Raw genomic sequence first — 16,549 nt, forward strand, 5'->3', positions numbered from 1 at the left:
GATGATCGCCGTCGGACCTATGCGTGCGCGGTCGCGAACGGATGCCTGAACGGTGCCGACTTATAGCGGTCCGGCGCCACGATCGCGAGTTTGCCCGGCGTACGAAATTGCGCGACGTCGTGGTTCGCTACCCCCTGGAACTGCGACATCAATACGCGGTTGTCGGTCCACTCCCCTTTGGCTCCAAAGCGGATCGGGCCGGCGATCGTTTGCACCTGATTCGCGTGCAACCAGGCGGCGATCGCCTTGTCGTCGGTGCCTCGCGTGGCCTCGACGGCCGCCTGGATCACCTGGCCCGCGACGTACCAGTAAGGCTGAACGAAGTGTCCCAGCGGATCGACCCTGGCTGCGGCCGCACGCTGTGCATACGCGGCCTGAAACTCGGCGCTGCCCGGTTGGCGCAACTTGGGATCGATAGAGAACAGGTCGTAATTGACGATGCCGTTCAATCGCGAGCCCAGTGATTCGAGCAAGGATGCGTTTTGCACGCCGACCATGCCGCCGCCGAACAACTGCACGCTCGGCGGCAAGCCGATTTCATCGATGCCTCGCACGATCGCAGCGGATTCGGCCGGATACGAGCAGACATAGACGATGTCCGGCTGGGCCTGTTGCAGGGCCTGCAGCAGGCCGCTGAAGTCGGTCGTATTGGCGGGGTATTGCTGGTCGAACACGACCTGCATGCCGTTCTGCCTGGCCAGCAGGCGTCCGCCACTGCCCGCGGTCTGCTGGAATTCCGCGGACGCCGCGAGGATCGCGACGCGCTTGAGCCCATTTTCCTTCGCAAGCTGAAAAAACGCCTGATAGGTCAGTTGCGGATCGGGTCCCCACGGCCCGATAGAAAAGTAGCGGTCGTAGCCGATCTTCTCGTTCATGCCGATCGCCGCCATCCCGAACAGAACACGGCCACGCTCCTTGGCGAACGGGACGATTGGACCGGCGACATTGGTCCCGTAAGGCGAAAGGATCAGGTCGACCTTGTCGACGTCGATGAGTTTCGAATAGATAGCGGGCGCGGAGGCGGCGTTCGACTGGTCATCGTAGACAACCAGTTCCACCGGCCGGCCGAGCACGCCACCCTTCGCGTTGACCGTATCGCGCCAGACTTCCATGGCGACGAGACCGGACTTGCCGCCCGGCCCGAGCACCCCCGTCTGGGCGATGCTAAAGCCGATCCTCAAAGGTTTACTGTTTTGCGCGAACAGCCGGACACCCGGCATGGCTGCCGCGCCCACCGCCACCATCGCGCGGGTAAAGCTTCTCATGTTCAACAAGATGCGTCTCCGTATTTATCGTGTTCGTATGGATGGTCCGCTGTGCGGCGCCACGGCAAAGCAGTCGCGTGTCTAAGGTGCTAAACCGTCAGGCCAGAGAGTCCGGCAATCACCTTCGCGCACGCAAGGTAGTCTTCGTCGCCGAAGCCGGAGGCTTCGGTGGCAGCCATGATCTGTTCGACCGTCGCCCCCAGCAGGACCGGCACGCTGAGCTCGCGCGCACCGTCGGCAATCAACCTCAGGTCCTTGCGCATCTGCGCGACGGTAAAGGTCGGGGTGAAGTCGAGACGTTCGAGCGCATCGGCCTTGAACTTCAGATGCGGCGAGCCAATGGCGCTCGCACTGATCGCGTCGAGCGCGGCCTTCGGCGCGATGCCGCCTTTCGTGCACAGTGCATAAGCCTCGCCGAGGCTCGCAACGAGCGTAGTCACCATCAGGTTGACTGCGAGCTTCATGACGCGCGCCTGCTCCGCATCGCCCACCACGCGGATCGTCGACGCCCAGGCCGAGACGATCAGCCGGGCGCGTTCGACCACGGCTTCCGGGCCCGATACGAACGTCGTCAGCGTGCCGTTCGCCGCAGCGGCAACCGAGCCGGAGACCGGCGCACGGAGATAGCCGACTTGCTGCGCGACAGCGGTGTTCGCGATGGAAGCGGAGGCGCTGACCGAAATGGTGCTGGTTTCGATCAGGAGCGTGCCCGCTTTCGCGTGTCGCAGTGCACCGCCCTCACCTGCCAGAAGGTTCAACGCGACCGCGTCGTTGGGGAGCGAACTGATGATCGCGTCCGCCCGGGCGATCGCATCTTCGAGGGATTCGACAACTGCCAGTTTCCGCGAACGCGCGGCAGTGCGGCGCTCCTCGCTGATATCGAATACATACAGGGTATGTCCGGCCGCCGCGACACGCGCGGCCATCGGCTCACCCATCTTGCCGAAGCCCAACCACACGATGTTCATCGCTTTATCTCCTGTGTCTTTGCCACTGGATGTCCCTTCGCGTGATCGGCCGAATACGGATTGCCGCGACGCCATACCCACGGATGAATGTCCACCTGTGCGAAGAGTCCGGCCTGTGCATACGGATCAGCCTTCATGAAGGCCTGGACGGCTTCGATCGCATCGGCCTCGAGGATCAGCAACGATCCGGCCTCAGCACCCTTTTCATCGAGCAGCGGTCCGGTCTGGAGCACCCGCAATCCTTCAGCGGCGGCATCGAGATGGGCGCTATGGCGCGCTTTCGTTTGTGCACGCAGCGCGGTGCTGCCGGGATGATCCCTGGCAATCACGGCGAAGAACATGGTCTTATCCGTTCCGGGCGAGTACGAAGTCGTTTGCGAGTTCCCAGAAGGGTCCGCGAACGCCGAATTTCTCCGCTGCCTCCGGCGAGTCATTACGTTTGAACTCGCGGATCAGAGACGATTTCACCGCGAACACGACGTCCGAATCGAGGTAGGTATCTTCGGCGTCGAACAGGTGCGTCGTGAGCTTCCTGAATCCTGGCGCGGACACAATCGCATGCACGTGGGCGGGCCGATACGGATGCCGCGCCGTTGCGTGCAGCAGTACGCCGACCGGACCATCCGTCGGAATCGGATACGAGGTGGGCCGAATGGTTTTCATCAGGAACTCGCCGTCCGGCTTCGCGCGATACCAGCCGCGCAGGTTGTCCTCGGGTTGCGACCGGTCCTGGATGTCGTACATACCGTTCCCGTCGGTCTGCCAGATTTCGAGCGTCGCGTCGGGCACCGGCTTTCCGTCGCAGTCGAGCACCCGACCGTGAATCACCAGCGGGGTGTCGTCGCCCTCACGCAGCAGCACCGACTCACCCCATTTCCGCTCAGGCGACTCCGGCACGTAAAACGGTCCGAGGACCGTCGACTCCGTCGCTCCCTCTGCCACGCCGGCGCTGACCATGTTGACGAGCGCCGAAATGCCGAGGTTGTCGGACAGCAGGATCATCTCCTGCCGCTTGTTATCGCTGATCTGGCCAGTTTGGGTCAGGAACTCGACCCCTGCGATCCATTCGCTTTCCGTCAGGCGCACATCACGCACGAACGCGTGAAGATGACGGATCAACGATTGCAGGACCGTGCGCAGCCGCTCGTCCGGCGTGCTCGAATACCGTTCAAGCACCACTTCGGTCAGTTCTGTTTCTGTCATGTTTCTCATGGCGTCTCCGTTTCGATTGGAATTCAAAGGTGTTTCCTGACCGGGCTCGGGCAACACGCCCATTTCCCGGTCGACAAGATGTCATTGCGGCCCGCCTGCTCCCAGGCCCATCGCCCCCGCAATTCGTCGGCCTGAGCAGGCAAGGCGTTCGAGCTTCGCGGGCAGGTCGGCCACGAGCAAACGGCCGTGGCGCTTCTTCCACTCGCCGGCAATCATCACGCTATCGACGTTCGCGAGACTGTTCTGCATCACGACCGCAGATACCGGATCATGCGCCGGGCACATATTGATCGCGGTTGCGTCGATCACAACCAGATCGGCCTGCTTGCCCGGTGTGATGCTGCCGATCCGAGCCGACATCCCGAGCATCCGTGCGCCTGCTGTCGTGGCCCACGAGAGCGCCTCGCGCGTCGTGATCGTCGACGTCTCAGGAATCTTGCCGCTCGCTTTGCGGCTCGCCGCGTTGTCGAACGCGCGCTGCATGCCAAGCGCCATGCGCATCACGCTGAACATATCCCCCGACATGATCGACTCGAGATCCACGCCCACTGACGGCGCTGCACCAAGTCCCCGCAGCCGGCCCACGATCGGAAAACCATGGCCCTGCGTCATCTCTCCCTCGGGGGTAATTGAAAAGCTCACGCCACGTTCTACGAGACGCGCCATCCGCTCGTCGCTCAGATCATTGCCGTGAACGATGTTGATCCACGGCCCAAGCAACCCTTCATGATCGAGCGCCTCCCAGCCCCCAACCGCCTTTTCCGGACCGCCACCCTGATGCATCGAAGCGACGAGACCGAATTCCATTGCCATACGGATGTCGTGCCGCGCAACATCGAGGGTCGAGTAGTGCGGCCCAAGAATCGCGAGTCCGAGGTTCACAAGGCGGTTGCTTCGCTCGAATCGCTCGTGCAACAAGCGTTCAATCTCCTTGCGTGGATGCGGAATCTCGGAAAAATGAGGTTGCCCGGGTTGCGGGTCCGGCTTGGGCGTACCGTGCATGAATGTCGCGCGGATACCTGCGTCGACCAGTGCGTCCAGCGCGGCATCCGTATGCGCGGCCGTTGGATTGTTATGGCACCAATCGACCAGCGTCGTGGTCCCGCAGTTGATCTGGTTCAACGCACCGACCTGGGTTGCGCAAAAAATGTCTGCGGGAGTGAAACAGGTCGCAAGCCCCGCGTGCATCCAACGAAAGTATTCGAGCAGCGTCCAGTTGGCCGCAACGGTACGCAGCCCCGTTTGCCACGTGTGCATATGGGCATTGATCAGCCCGGGAATCACGATGCGACCCGCAAGCGTGATGACCTCGGCGTCGTGATCCTGCAACGAAGGGCCTACCGCGACGATCCGGTCTCCTTCGATCAGGATGTCCGCCGCGGGGAAGTCACCGAGTGCGTCATCCATCGTCACCACCGTGGCGCCTTTCAGAAGAATTCGGGCGAGGGTCATAGCGTCACTAACAGGCCTCTAGTCTGCGAAATACAGTATGCGGTTTTATTTAAATATTCGAACATTCGTACATACCCTGATCTGGTAGACGACGGCTTCTCGCACATCGCCAGTGACGCTTATGCCGATTCGGCGAATGCGTTTACGGGCACGCCAAGAATCCGCGCCGCCGCATGCTCGGCGAGCATCAGCGTCGGCAGATGGGTGTTCGCACTCGGGATGACCGGCATCACCGATGCGTCCACGACGCGCAGGCCATCGACGCCGTAGACCCGATAGCCGTCGTCGACGACCGACAGCGGATCGTGCTCGCGCCCCATCGCGCAGGTGCCGACCGGATGGCCCATTGGCGCGATCGACGACAGCAGTTCCGCATCGGACAACTCCACGTCCCCATGCGGCCCGGCCAGCGGCCGCGCACCGGGAAACGCGAGGCCGAACGCGCACCGCCGCACCGCAGCCGGGGAATTGAGTGCGGCCTTCGCACCCGCCGCGATCAGCGCGCCGGTCACGCCACCGCGGTTGAACTGGTTGAGCGCCATGCCCGCGGGCAACAGGAATGCTTCGCGATAGGTCGCCGCAACCGACCGATCGCGCAGCAGCCGTTCGGCCAACCGCGCCGCCTTCAGTACGCGAGGCGCGTCGCGCGGATCGTCGAGCATCCGGAAGTCGATGCGTGGATTGACGTACGGGTTTGCGCTCGCAAGCGTCACCGCTCCGGTGGAGAACGGCGTATATAGCGCCGAGCCGACCATCGCCACGTTGGTGCCGAACGAACGTGGACTCACGCGTCCCAGCATGAACAGCATCAAGTCGCCAGCCGGACAGCCGGGCAGCTCCGATGACGCGCGCAACCCGGCGATCGCGAAGCGGCGCACGTGCGCCGCGAGGCGCGTCGCGGGCGGCAACGTCAGCGCAAAAAACTGGTACGCATGGTTCTGCAAATTGCGTCCGACGCCGCGCCGGTCCGCAACCGGCTGTATGCCGAACCGCGCGAGTTCGTCCGCCGGTCCGATGCCGGAACGCATCAGGATCGCGGGCGAATGGATCGCTCCCGCGCTCAGGATCACCTCGCGCGCATCGAGCGCGGACATCTCGCCCGCGCGGATCGCGTTGACGCCGGTCACGCGGCGTCCGTCGAACCGCAGCGACGTCGCGCAGGTGCCTGACAGGATCGTGAGATTTTCCCGCGCGCGCACTTCGCGCGTCAGGTAGCACCGTGCGCTCGACGAGCGCGCGTTTGCGTCACAGCTCGCGGGCATGGCGAAGAAACCGTCGCCGTTCGTCGTGTTGGCGTCGTCCGCGAACGGGAAGCCGAGGCCGGCCGCTGCGTGCTCCATGCGTCGTACGAATTCGGGCCATTGGCCGCGCGGCGTCCGGCTGATCGGGCACGCACCGCGCGGTGCGTCACGCTTCGGGCGATCGTGGTCGTCTTCGACCTTTCCGAAGCACGCCGCAACGTCGTCCCAGCCGAAGCCACGAGCCCCGCTCGCCGTCCAGCGCGCGTAATCGGAAGGCAGCCCGCGCAGCGCGAACATCCCCATGATGCTCGAACCTCCGCCCATCACGCGGGCCTGTGGATACGGGCGCGGCGTCGTTCCGGCCACCGTCGTCGCTTCCAGCCCCGGCCAGAAGTAGTGCGGATTGAGCGTGGAACTCGGAAAAGTGTCGTCGATGTCCGCGGGCGTCGCGTCAGGCGGCGTGTCATCGCCGGCCTCAACCAGCACGACCCGATGCTCGGGATGCTCCGAAAGCCGTGCGGCCATCGCCGCGCCCGCGCTACCGCCGCCCACCACAAGAAAATCCGTTTGCCCTGTTTCCACGCTGCCCTCTCCTCCATTGACTGTTAAACGACGCGGCACGTTCAGCGTGGCTGATACGGTGCGGGAACGAAGCGCTCGCCCGGCTGGACCCCCGCCTTCGACAGCACGTAGTCGCGCGAGCGCGTCAGGTCGCCGAGCACCTGACGCTCGTCGACGCCAACCAGCTTGCCGCCGCGCTTGACCACCCGTCCGGCGACCCACACCGTATCGACGAGCCCCGGGTGACCCGCGAGAACCACCGCGCCAACCGGATTGTTCAGCGGCGCCATTTCGAGGTTGTCCGCGCGGATCATCACGATGTCGGCATCCTTGCCCGGCGTCAGCGACCCGATCCTGCTGTCGAGCCGCAGCGCCTTCGCGCCATTGATCGTCGCGAACTCGATCGCATCCTGCGTATTGACCGGCAGGCGCTCCACCGAATAGCCGCCGCGGTCCGCGCGGTCGTGCGCCCACGCGCGCTCGACGAGCAGCACGGTGCGCATCACCTGAAACAGGTGGCCGCTGTTGCAGGTCGCGATGTCGATGCCGAGCGTCGGCCGCATGCCCACCTTGAGCAGACGACCGGTCACCGGCCAGCCGTGTCCCATCTGCAACTCAATTTCGGGCGTCATCGATGCCGAGCAGCCCCAGTCGGCCATCAACCGGAATTCGTCGTCGGCAAGCGAATTGCAGTGCGAACAGATGACGTCCTCGCCGAGCAGCCCATTGTCGGCCAGCCATGCGACCGGACGCCCCTTGCCCCACGCTCCATCACCGACGTGAACCGAAATCAGCGCATCGAGATCGCGCGCGAGTGCCCAGTCATCGCGCGTGACCGCCTCGGTCGCATACTGCGGGCCGCGCAGCGCCATGCCGAGTTGCACCAGGTCGTCCGACGAAGAGAAGTGCTGCAGCTTCACGCGTCGCACGTCCTGCGATGTCGGCAGGTTGCTGACCGGCAGCCACTCTTCGTTCGAGTTGCCGTAGCACATCACGAAGCGGCCGCGCGACGCCTTCAGCGCTTCGACCGCCGCATCCGTATGCTCGGGCGTGTTCATGTTGTGCGACCAGTCGAGTACCGTCGTCACACCGCCGTTCAGCGCTTCGTATGCGCCCGCGAGATTCGAGATGTAGATGTCCTCTGCGCGGAAGTGCTCGCCGAGCTGGCCGCGCACGCCCGCGAAGTACTGGTCTAGCGTCCAGTCCGCCGCGATGTTGCGCAGCGTGGTCTGCCAGATATGCCGGTGCGTGTCGACCATGCCCGGCATCACGATCGTGCCCGTGCCGTCGACGATTTCGGCATCGCCCGCGTCGAGCCCACGCCCGACTGCGCGGATTCTCGCGTCTTCGATCAGCACGTCGCAGTTCTCAACATTGCCGATCGCCGGGTCCACGCTGATGACGCTCGCGTTGCGAATCAAGGTGCGCTGTACCATCACTCCCTCCATCAATGAATAAATAGAATTACAGATTTTTTAAACCGGATCGCTGTGCGGCGGTTCACTGTCCCGCCGACTGCACCGCCAGGCGGTTCACCACCGCATGCACGCCTGGCACGCCCTCGACAACCTGCACGACACGCGGAATCTGCTCTCCGGACGGCACCGACCCCGCGAGCGTGACCGTCCCGTTCTTCGCGCGCACGAACACGCGGCTCGTATCGAGACCGCGCGTCTTTCCGAGCGTGCGCTGGACGCTCTTCGCCAGCGTGCGGTCCGCACGCTTGAGCGCACCTGCATCGCCCGGCGTACCGGACGCGGTTGGTTCAGAGGCTGCCTGCGCATGCGCAGTCGTCCACGGCACCGACGAAAAGACGACGGCCAACAGCATCAGACATCCACGAAAGTTCATCCGGTTCTCCCCCATTGCGCACCGCTTGCAATGCGGCATATGAAAATTTCAGAAATAGTGAACAACGCCGAAATACGCCCCTTGCTGGCTGCGGCCGGACTGGGGCTGCACATCGCTCACTTCGACTGGAAACGCTGCGCTGCCGCCGTTGAACATGCTGCCGACCGTCGCGTAAAGCGTAGTTCGTTTTGACAGGAAGTAGTCGGCGCCAATCACACCGAGCGTACCGCTGCCGCCGCCGTGGTTCACGTTTGCGTGATAGACGGCAGCGATCAGTTGCAGCGACACGCTCACCTGGTAGTTGATGCCGAGCCATTCCATCTGGTTGCGCGTCGCCGCAGTGGGATTGGTCGGGTCCGCGAGCGTGTCCGCCCCGGACGACGCGATCAGGCTGTACCCCGCGTAGAGTTTCGCGTCGCCGATCTTGTAGCTGCCGCCAATCATGTATTCGCGCGACGCACTATAGAGTGCTCGATAACTTTCCGTTCACGTCCCGCAGTTCTTCGTACAGCGCGCGAACGTCCAGAGCGCCGTTCGTATAGCTCACGCTGCCGCTCATCTGGCGATTTGCACGGGAGTTTCCGGCCTCGTTACTCAGGCCCGTTTGCAGACGGAACGCGAACCCACCGAAGTTCGCCGAATTGAAGGTGATCGCGTTCGAGCGCGGCCCCCAGTTGCGGCCGTAAACCAGCGTTTCGAGACCCATTGCCTGCATACCCGTCGGATCGATCGCCCAGCCTTCACCGTCCGTGAGACTCATCGCGCGACCCAGGAGAATCGTGCCCCAGCTGCTGCCCGACAGACCAACCACCGCGTAGCGATTGAACAGCCCGTCCGACACGCCGGTACCCGCAGTGAACATGTTTTCGAGGTTGAAAACCGCATGCAGGCCTGCGCCGAGATCCTCGTCGCCCTTCAATCCCCACATGCTGATGCCCCACTGGTTGCTACCGAAGCGCAGCAGATCGTTCGACTGCCCGTTCGCCGTTGCCACGTGATCGACGTAGTCGACACCGGCGACGACCCGTCCGTACAGCGTGACCGACTGTGCGTGCGCGGCGCTTATCGAGAGCCCCATGGCCGCTGCCATCCACATCCTCTTCCACAAAATCACCTAGATTCTCCAATGTTTCTAATATGAAATGAATCTGGTTTGAGCTGCCAGCACGCCGGTCGCACCTCACCGGAGTGCTTGAGCCAAACTTTAGAATTCATTCAAATGTTCGAACATTCGTGGAAACCCGCGGAATGTGCTAGGATTTGCAAAGCGATACTTTTCTGCGTTTTTCTGTGTGCTTCTCCCCTACGAACGCTCACCCATCACCGTTGCCATGACCGTTATCCAGGACGATGCCGTCGAAGCCGCATTGGCGACCACCCAGCCGCGCCATGTTGATCTTGCGCGCACATTGATGCAGGACATCCGCGATGGCAAGCTGCGCATGGGCGAACTGCTGCCAACCGAAGCAGAGCTATGCGCGACATGGAATCTGAGCCGGTACGCGGTCCGTCAGGCCGTACTGAAGCTGTGCAACCTCGGGATGATCAGCCGTCAGGCAGGCGTCGGCACACGGGTCATCGCGGATCGGCCGCAGACGCGCTATGTGCAGTCGATGGATACGCTGAGTGATCTCGTCCGCTATGCGCAGGGCACGACACTCCAGGTGTCCACACGCAGGACGATCCAGGCCGATGACGCGCAGGCGGCGCTGCTACGCAGTGCTCCTGGAGCGAAGTGGCTGCATATCGCCGGTATACGACACGGCAGCGATGCGGCAATGGAGCGCATCGCGCTGGTCGACATCTACGTCGACAAGGCCTTCAGCCAGTTACCCGGACTGGCGAAGACTCTCGATGCGCCGGTCTACACGATGGTTGAAGAACAGTACGGCGTCAGGATGACGCGGGTCGAGCAGGAAGTTCAGGGACTGCTTATCGAAGGCGAACAGGCGCGCGCGCTGCAGGTGAAGTCTGGGTCGGCAGGGTTGCGCATCATCCGCACTTACTTTGTACGCGACAAGGCAATCGTAGTCACGACCGGCGTGCATCCGGCCAGTCGCTTCAGCTATTCGATGACGTTCCAGCTGGCACAGACAGGCGGCTAGGCGCAGGCGGAATGGGACACACGCCCTGAACGAATCGCATTATGGGAAATCGCCCAGACGGGCGTGCATTGCGTTGCGAATGTCGTGTTCATTACAGCGACGTCCGTGGCTCATCCATAAGCCGCTGGACGGCAACCGTTTTACAGACTGTGCTCACATTGAGGTTCGTTCTCGATGATAGAACAGCGCGTTCCGTCTTCGATCACTACTGGATCGCCGAATTGAAGTATGTTTAGCTGCGGGCATCGGGATGCCTGCATGTGCCTCCAACCAGCCTTGTCACATTGCCGGCGCTGTCGCGTAAGATCGCGTGATGAAGAATTCCAAATCGCTTTATCACGGTCACCGCTTTCCGGCTTCGGTCGACAGGCGCGTTTGGTGGACAACACCTTCATCATGCCGAGTTTCGCCGTCGGACGGCCACCGCTGATCGCGTCGCGCAAACCGTCGAACGGCGCCAGCAGATGCATGACACATTTGCCGATTTCCAGCGTCTGGTCGAGCGCCTGGCGCGGTTCTGCTTCGTTATCCGGCGACACGACGAGGTCGGTCAACGGCAACTCGATGGCGTGCTCGCGCCCGTTCCGATTTGCCCGCTGGGGCGTGACAGAAGATGCGGTGCGACAATGGTCGCCCCCTCCTGTTTAAACTCCGGGCAAGGCGCTGTGACCCGGGAGAAAAGACAGAATTCGAACGGCTTACGATTTTAACTAAAAAGTTCACGAAAAGTGATCACTTTAATTGTCTAAAATTACGCATCGCAGATGCTGGCCGCTGCTGGTTTGTCGGTTACTTATCCAGTTCGCCATACCAGCGCCACGCGTGGCCTGAAGGCCTGCAGATGGGCCGCTCGACATCGTTGTCACGTCATTTGCCGCCCTGCCGGACAAAAGAGACCCGGGCACACGCCGTTCACGACCAGCTTAAATTCGCAACAGTTTATCGCTGGATTAGGTATTTACCCCGATTTTCCCAACTCCTAAACTCCCTCCGTTCGCTACAGACACTGGGTTTGTCGCTCATATCAAAATAATCTCTGGAGGTAGTCATCATGAAGTCGATCATCAAGGCCTGTGCCATCGCCGCCCTTATCGCCGCTCCGGTCGCTTCCTTTGCGCAGTCGAGCCAGCCCGTGACGCGCGCGCAAGTCCGCGAAAAACTCGCCCAGCTTGAAAAAGGTGGCTACAACCCGAACGACTGGATGCACTACCCGGCAAACATTCAGCACGCTGAAGCCATTGTCGCGCAACAGAACAGCAACAACACGGCTTACGGCGCCGATACCAGCAGCACGTCGCAATCTGGCAAGTAGGAATTCAGTCGGGTCGCCCGGCGTCTTGAAACAGGTCCGTACCTCGCATGAGAGGCGGCCTGTGCTATTGACCTTGAGACCTCCATGTCCGGAGTCCAGGTGACTTCGCGCGGGCCAGATGGCTTGGGCGTTTTTTGTCCGACGCGGGGGATTGCTTCCGCCAGTAGCGGGAATCTTCTGCGTCTATCGGGCATCCCAGCGCCCCAAGCGTCGCGCGCGCATGACCACCCTTCCCAGTTACCGGTCGCCGGCATAAGTCTCCTGCCGTGCCGACCAGTGGGCCGAGACCGCATGGCATCGCCCGTTGTTCGAACCGTTGAACCAGCACCCGCCTCGTCATCAGTCGTCCCGTGAAGCCGAACCGGGCGCCTCGCTGCGAACCAGCAGCTTTAGCACGCGCGTGCTGGCCGCCGACCAACAGATTCTCGCATGAGGACGCGCGTCGGCCATGTCGTCGACGTGCTGCCGTCGAACCAGCAAGTCGCCGAAGGACTCGGCGCGAACATCGACCTGCATGCGGTCGGTAAAATCATTTTCACCGATGCCCGCACCGATGCAATGGTGCTCGAGCGCTTGGTGGCCCGCGTTTCCACAGACTCGCGCCGCGACTACGTCTTCCATCTTTGCGTGGACGGAGAAACGGGCAACGTCACTGGCGTGAGCAAGAAGCGCAGCGCGCCGGGTTCGATGCAAGGTATCGTTGCATTCGATATGGACCAGCCGTATCGGGTCGAGCGGTCTGCCTGCAGCAGTTTTGACCTTGTTCGTACCAAGACCGGCGGTCGAAGTGGGCCTGCCGGATAGCGAGTCGCTCCACGGCCGGATCGTAGAGTTCGGCTCGCCTCTTGCCCGCCTCGCGCTGGATCACCTCGCGGCAACCCGCGAGATCCTGCCGACGCTCGGCCCGCGCGATGCAACCGACGCGCTTGACGCCGGATACAGCTTCTCGTTGCCGGTGCTGTTTTACAACGCCATGCGCTTCGGCAAGCAATACACCGACCCGTCACTCGCCCACTACGAACAGCGCTACAAGAAACGTGTCATCAAGCAGTTGCACTGGCGGGCAGCCGGGTTCGGCTTCTGCCTCCGACCCGCGGAGGGCGTTGCTTAGGAATCGTTCTCCAACGTCAGCTGCCCGATCTTCGCGTGCAGCATCTTCATGTCGATTGGCGGTACCGCCAGCGCCGCATTGCCCGCTTCGAACACATCGGCAACCCGCTCCTGCAGTTGCTTCTTCCAGTCCGTGATCTGGTTCGAATGGACATCAAATTGCTGGGCCAGTTCTGCCTGCGTTTGTCGCCCTTGGGCGCTGCGAGTTCGCCCATGACGGTAAGTTGCATTATTTTGACTTATAAAAGCTCTGTAACGGTGAGCTATTACGGGAAGCGAAAGTAAATGTCCGGCAACCGTGGCGTAGTTACTCCCTGTGCGCAGCCAGTAAAAGTGGTTACCGATAAAACGTGGCCCCAAGAATGCTCAGGAATGAACTCCGTTCGCCGCCAAGGCACCGCCCCACGATTGCCTGAGTTCAACACACGCATTGTTAATTTAGTTGCTCAGACCGTGGAACTTCCGCATGCGATCCCAGATACGCTGGAAAAGGCCTTCATTTCCCTCGGGCTGGGATTCTGCCCCCAGCATTGCCTGACCCGGGTCGCCCCGCCTTGAAACAAGCAGACACATCTTTCGTGCAACTTCAGGATTGGACTTGAGCAAAGCCGTAAGACCATTCTTCTCCAGTTTATAGACGACCACGTTCGTGTCCGCCGTTACGATCACATGCAGCGCCCCCCCCGTCAGCACACCCGTCTCTCCCAGCGAGTCGCCCGGACCCAATCTGTCGATTTCACGGGCATTGCCATGGGAATCTTTCGCCTGTACCGTCAGGACACCGGACGCCACGACCAGAAGATAGTCAGTGACGTCGCCCTCAGAAGCCAGAATCGCGCCGGGCTCGAAATCAAGTCGCACGGATCGCCCCGCGAGCTCTGCGAGCTGGACCGGATTCAGGGTCTGAAACATGTCGACGCAGGCCAGCAGATGTTCCCGAGGATCATCGCCCGATGGCACTTGCGCGGGATAGCTCAACGGTCGTAGACCGATCTGTGCTGCGGCCAGATGACGGAAAGCCAGATCGAACAGCTGATTCTTCGCCACCAGTGTCTTCGACATATCTGCCACATAGCAGGTCATTTCATAACTTGTCGAGTTCGGGTGCGTTGCGATGACGCCTACGGTCGGTTGCGGTGCTGCAAGTGCAAGGTCGCACCCTTTAATTGCTCTTTGCAATGCACCGACGACCGCCGCGGGACGCGCTTCGGGAGAAACGTGGAGGACAACGGAGATTCCGTGAATGGCATCCGGACGGCTGAGATTCACAATCTTGACTTTTGCAGCGAGTGTATTGGGAATCGTCACGACATTACCGAAGCTGTTCAGCAGTTGGGTGGCACGCCAGCTCATCTCGATGACTTTTCCGTCGACGCCATCAATGGAAACGGTATCGCCTAGGTGATAGGGTCTCGTTGCATTCAGGACAATGCCGGAAAACACGTCGCTAAGCGTACTTTGAATCGCCAGACCCAGCACGATAGCAACGGCACCGGATGTGGCAAGCAACCCGCGCACGGGTAACTCGAGCACATACGCGATTGCGGCGACGCCGGCCGCCAGAAAGACGACCGCGCCGAGCACGTCTTCGAACAATCGCTCCTTTTGCCACGATTCAGGCAAAAAGAAAGTGTCGAGTACAAGCGTGGCCAGACGCGCCCCGAGAAACCACCACGCCAGCTCAAGTATCTGGGCGACAAGGTGGCGGGACGCATCCGTTGGCCAGGGCGCGACGTGCAGCGGACTCAAGCCGGTTCCGAAGAGAACGGCGCTGAATGCGGCAAAAATAAGCACTCGCATCGCCAGCTTCGCCGAGCGCAGTTCGGACGGAACGGTTCTCCAGGTCACGAATTCGGCGGCGAGCAGGATTCCGCCAAGGATCAAGGGATTTTCGGCCAAACTGGACATCCTTTCACCTCGTTTGTCTTGGGTCGGCTCCTACCAGGCGGAAACGCCCCAGTCGGATTCAACCATAGCCGCCACCGGTTGTCCGCGTGACGCACCTTGCATGAATATTAATGCGCACCTCCCCGTCGCCTGACCACAAGCGGACGAACACGGCGCTCCACCAACGAGAACAACCCGCTGAGTCCGAGGCACGGGATACCTGAAAGGATCCGTCGGTCGTGATTCAAGGGCCTCAGTTCATGGCCTGAAAGCATAGGCCGAAGGCATTGAGCAAGGCCGCACTATTTGGAATCATTGTCTCGTGACTGACCCGCACGGGTGTCACGTAAACAAGGCACAGGGATGGCCTTCTAGCCGAGGCTGACCGGTGGTGTGACATTGAACGTATCCAGCTTGATCGTCCATTTGGGCGGGTGCGACAGGCCACCGTTGCGATTTGCTGCCGACACTGACACGGTCGAAGCGATTATCGACAGCCTGGATGCTCTGCGAGCTGAATTCGACCAATGGCGAGATCTGTCGATAACGACCGATGCAAGGCGATTCGCCTCATATGCGCCCGCCACTCCTTGGGAGGATAACCGCACAACATCTTCCAGACTGGGCACGTTCGCCGGATCGACTGATCCCATCACCCAATCCACCGTAACGCCATTTTTAGGGTGCCACGAACGCGAACAAAAGGTTTCCGGTTTCAGTACTGCCACTTCACGCACTGTTTCCGTACAATTCTCGAACCGAATGCAGCCGGAAGTCTTTTCAGGACGTTTCTTATGTCTAATCGCCCGAGGGGACCACACCTGACGCCTAAGGTCGTCAACAACGGCCACCGCTTCGTCTACTTGATATCGCTCAAAAACCAAGCAGATAACAGAACCCGCCCGGTTGAGATCTTCGTCAGCCGCGCCGAAAGCAGTCGTTGGGGCGGGTTATTTCATACAACAGTGCAAACCGGAGAATGTACCTACGGACTGTCGATGAATGGCTTACGGCTGTCCTATGATGACGGCGTTCGCGTGCGGAGCAAGAAAGTTTTGTTGATTGCCGACGGGCCGACTGCAGCGGCGCTATTGTTTCCTGTGCGCGCCGGCCAGGTGCCCGCAGTCCGATCTGACACGAGTCACGGTGGGCTCATCGAAGGACGCGTTACAGCCGTCAATGCTATTCCCTGCCAGCGGTGACATTAAATGGTCGTCCGAATCCATCGGACGTCCTTCAACCAAGGAGAAGTCGTGGCTAAAGTACTCGTGCTTTACTACTCGATGTATGGTCACATCGAAACAATGGCTGACGCGATAGCCGAAGGTGCGCGGTCAACCCCCGGTACCGAAGTGACAATCAAGCGTGTCGCTGAAACTATTCCTGCCGACCAGGCTGCAGCCTACGGGGTCAAACTTGACCAGAAGGCGCCGGTGGCAACACCCGACGAATTGGCCAATTACGACGCCATCATCTGAAGTTGACCCGCGAAAACGGACGCCTATCCTTTTGAAGAAGGAGGTGCCGAAATGGGCAAGCATCGTACCCCGTACCCGGCGGAATTCCGGGCACAAATGGTTGAACT

Annotated in this window: 16 protein-coding genes and 3 pseudogenes; 6 read left to right on the forward strand and 13 right to left on the reverse strand. The window is 61.3% G+C overall.

The annotated features are described in order from the left end of the window. Nucleotides 1-17 precede the first annotated feature (17 nt). The 10 genes from KHO31_RS32030 to KHO31_RS39785 all read right to left on the reverse strand — a co-directional run bounded on the left by KHO31_RS32030 (nt 18) and on the right by KHO31_RS39785 (nt 9,664). On the reverse strand, nt 18-1,265 hold the full coding sequence (locus KHO31_RS32030; RefSeq protein ID WP_236071620.1) for an amino acid ABC transporter substrate-binding protein: 1,248 nt from the start codon (nt 1,263-1,265) through the stop codon (nt 18-20). Nucleotides 1,266-1,354: 89 nt separating this feature from the next. Next, nucleotides 1,355-2,233 (reverse strand): NAD(P)-dependent oxidoreductase, encoded by an 879-nt coding sequence (locus KHO31_RS32035; RefSeq protein ID WP_211625128.1) that lies wholly within the window; start codon nt 2,231-2,233, stop codon nt 1,355-1,357. Beyond that, nucleotides 2,230-2,574 (reverse strand): YciI family protein, encoded by a 345-nt coding sequence (locus KHO31_RS32040; RefSeq protein ID WP_211625130.1) that lies wholly within the window; start codon nt 2,572-2,574, stop codon nt 2,230-2,232. The genes KHO31_RS32035 and KHO31_RS32040 overlap by 4 nt, the downstream gene beginning before the upstream one ends. Nucleotides 2,575-2,578: 4 nt before the next feature. Continuing rightward, a complete protein-coding gene (locus tag KHO31_RS32045) occupies nt 2,579-3,445 on the reverse strand; it encodes a dioxygenase family protein (RefSeq protein ID WP_211625133.1) in 867 nt (288 codons plus the stop codon). 81 nt (nt 3,446-3,526) lie between these two features. Further along, the gene (locus KHO31_RS32050) at nt 3,527-4,897 is read right to left on the reverse strand and encodes an amidohydrolase family protein (RefSeq protein ID WP_211625135.1); all 1,371 of its coding nucleotides are present in this window, start codon (nt 4,895-4,897) and stop codon (nt 3,527-3,529) included. A 119-nt stretch (nt 4,898-5,016) separates the two neighbouring features. After that, the gene (locus tag KHO31_RS32055) at nt 5,017-6,720 is read right to left on the reverse strand and encodes a GMC family oxidoreductase (RefSeq protein WP_211625144.1); all 1,704 of its coding nucleotides are present in this window, start codon (nt 6,718-6,720) and stop codon (nt 5,017-5,019) included. 41 nt (nt 6,721-6,761) lie between these two features. Further along, nucleotides 6,762-8,135: an amidohydrolase family protein gene (locus KHO31_RS32060; protein ID WP_211625147.1), complete on the reverse strand. Its 1,374-nt coding sequence runs from the start codon at nt 8,133-8,135 to the stop codon at nt 6,762-6,764. A 64-nt stretch (nt 8,136-8,199) separates the two neighbouring features. Then, nucleotides 8,200-8,550, reverse strand: coding sequence for a BON domain-containing protein (locus KHO31_RS32065; protein ID WP_211625149.1), 351 nt, complete (start codon nt 8,548-8,550; stop codon nt 8,200-8,202). Between the two features lie 48 nt (nt 8,551-8,598). Further along, entirely contained in the window at nt 8,599-8,994 is a 396-nt protein-coding gene (locus tag KHO31_RS39780; RefSeq protein ID WP_268963820.1) for a porin, read from the reverse strand. 16 nt (nt 8,995-9,010) lie between these two features. After that, nucleotides 9,011-9,664 carry a porin gene (locus tag KHO31_RS39785; protein WP_268963821.1) on the reverse strand — a complete coding sequence of 218 codons (654 nt, stop codon included), beginning with the start codon at nt 9,662-9,664 and terminating at the stop codon, nt 9,011-9,013. A 217-nt stretch (nt 9,665-9,881) separates the two neighbouring features. Here KHO31_RS39785 and KHO31_RS32075 point away from each other — a divergent pair, with 217 nt between their 5' ends. Then, the gene (locus KHO31_RS32075; protein ID WP_211625151.1) at nt 9,882-10,655 is read left to right on the forward strand and encodes a GntR family transcriptional regulator; all 774 of its coding nucleotides are present in this window, start codon (nt 9,882-9,884) and stop codon (nt 10,653-10,655) included. A 365-nt stretch (nt 10,656-11,020) separates the two neighbouring features. Here the strand turns inward: KHO31_RS32075 and KHO31_RS40120 are convergent. Next, nucleotides 11,021-11,233: pseudogene (locus tag KHO31_RS40120) on the reverse strand (hypothetical protein); the annotation flags it as partial. A 473-nt stretch (nt 11,234-11,706) separates the two neighbouring features. On the opposite strand from KHO31_RS40120, the gene KHO31_RS32085 reads away from it, so the two are divergent. From KHO31_RS32085 to KHO31_RS32095, 3 genes are all read left to right on the forward strand, one after another. After that, the gene (locus tag KHO31_RS32085) at nt 11,707-11,967 is read left to right on the forward strand and encodes a DUF4148 domain-containing protein (RefSeq protein WP_211625155.1); all 261 of its coding nucleotides are present in this window, start codon (nt 11,707-11,709) and stop codon (nt 11,965-11,967) included. Nucleotides 11,968-12,396: 429 nt separating this feature from the next. Beyond that, a complete protein-coding gene (locus KHO31_RS32090; RefSeq protein WP_211625157.1) occupies nt 12,397-12,771 on the forward strand; it encodes a hypothetical protein in 375 nt (124 codons plus the stop codon). Continuing rightward, nucleotides 12,755-13,078, forward strand: coding sequence for a hypothetical protein (locus KHO31_RS32095; protein WP_211625159.1), 324 nt, complete (start codon nt 12,755-12,757; stop codon nt 13,076-13,078). Before KHO31_RS32090 ends, KHO31_RS32095 begins: the two co-directional genes overlap by 17 nt. 2 nt (nt 13,079-13,080) lie before the next feature. Here the strand turns inward: KHO31_RS32095 and KHO31_RS39580 are convergent. Together KHO31_RS39580 and KHO31_RS32105 are read right to left on the reverse strand one after the other, a co-directional pair. Further along, nucleotides 13,081-13,272: pseudogene (locus KHO31_RS39580) on the reverse strand (IS3 family transposase); the annotation flags it as partial. A gap of 243 nt (nt 13,273-13,515) precedes the next feature. After that, on the reverse strand, nt 13,516-14,985 hold the full coding sequence (locus tag KHO31_RS32105) for a mechanosensitive ion channel domain-containing protein (RefSeq protein ID WP_211625170.1): 1,470 nt from the start codon (nt 14,983-14,985) through the stop codon (nt 13,516-13,518). Between the two features lie 773 nt (nt 14,986-15,758). On the opposite strand from KHO31_RS32105, the gene KHO31_RS32110 reads away from it, so the two are divergent. Continuing rightward, complete coding sequence (locus tag KHO31_RS32110) at nt 15,759-16,166, forward strand: hypothetical protein (protein ID WP_211625172.1); 408 nt, start codon at nt 15,759-15,761, stop codon at nt 16,164-16,166. Between the two features lie 51 nt (nt 16,167-16,217). Beyond that, nucleotides 16,218-16,439 (forward strand): annotated as a pseudogene (locus tag KHO31_RS32115) (flavodoxin domain-containing protein); the annotation flags it as partial. Between the last annotated feature and the right edge of the window lie 110 nt (nt 16,440-16,549).

The organism is Paraburkholderia domus, assembly GCF_905220705.1.
Classification (GTDB): Bacteria; Pseudomonadota; Gammaproteobacteria; order Burkholderiales; family Burkholderiaceae; genus Paraburkholderia; species Paraburkholderia domus.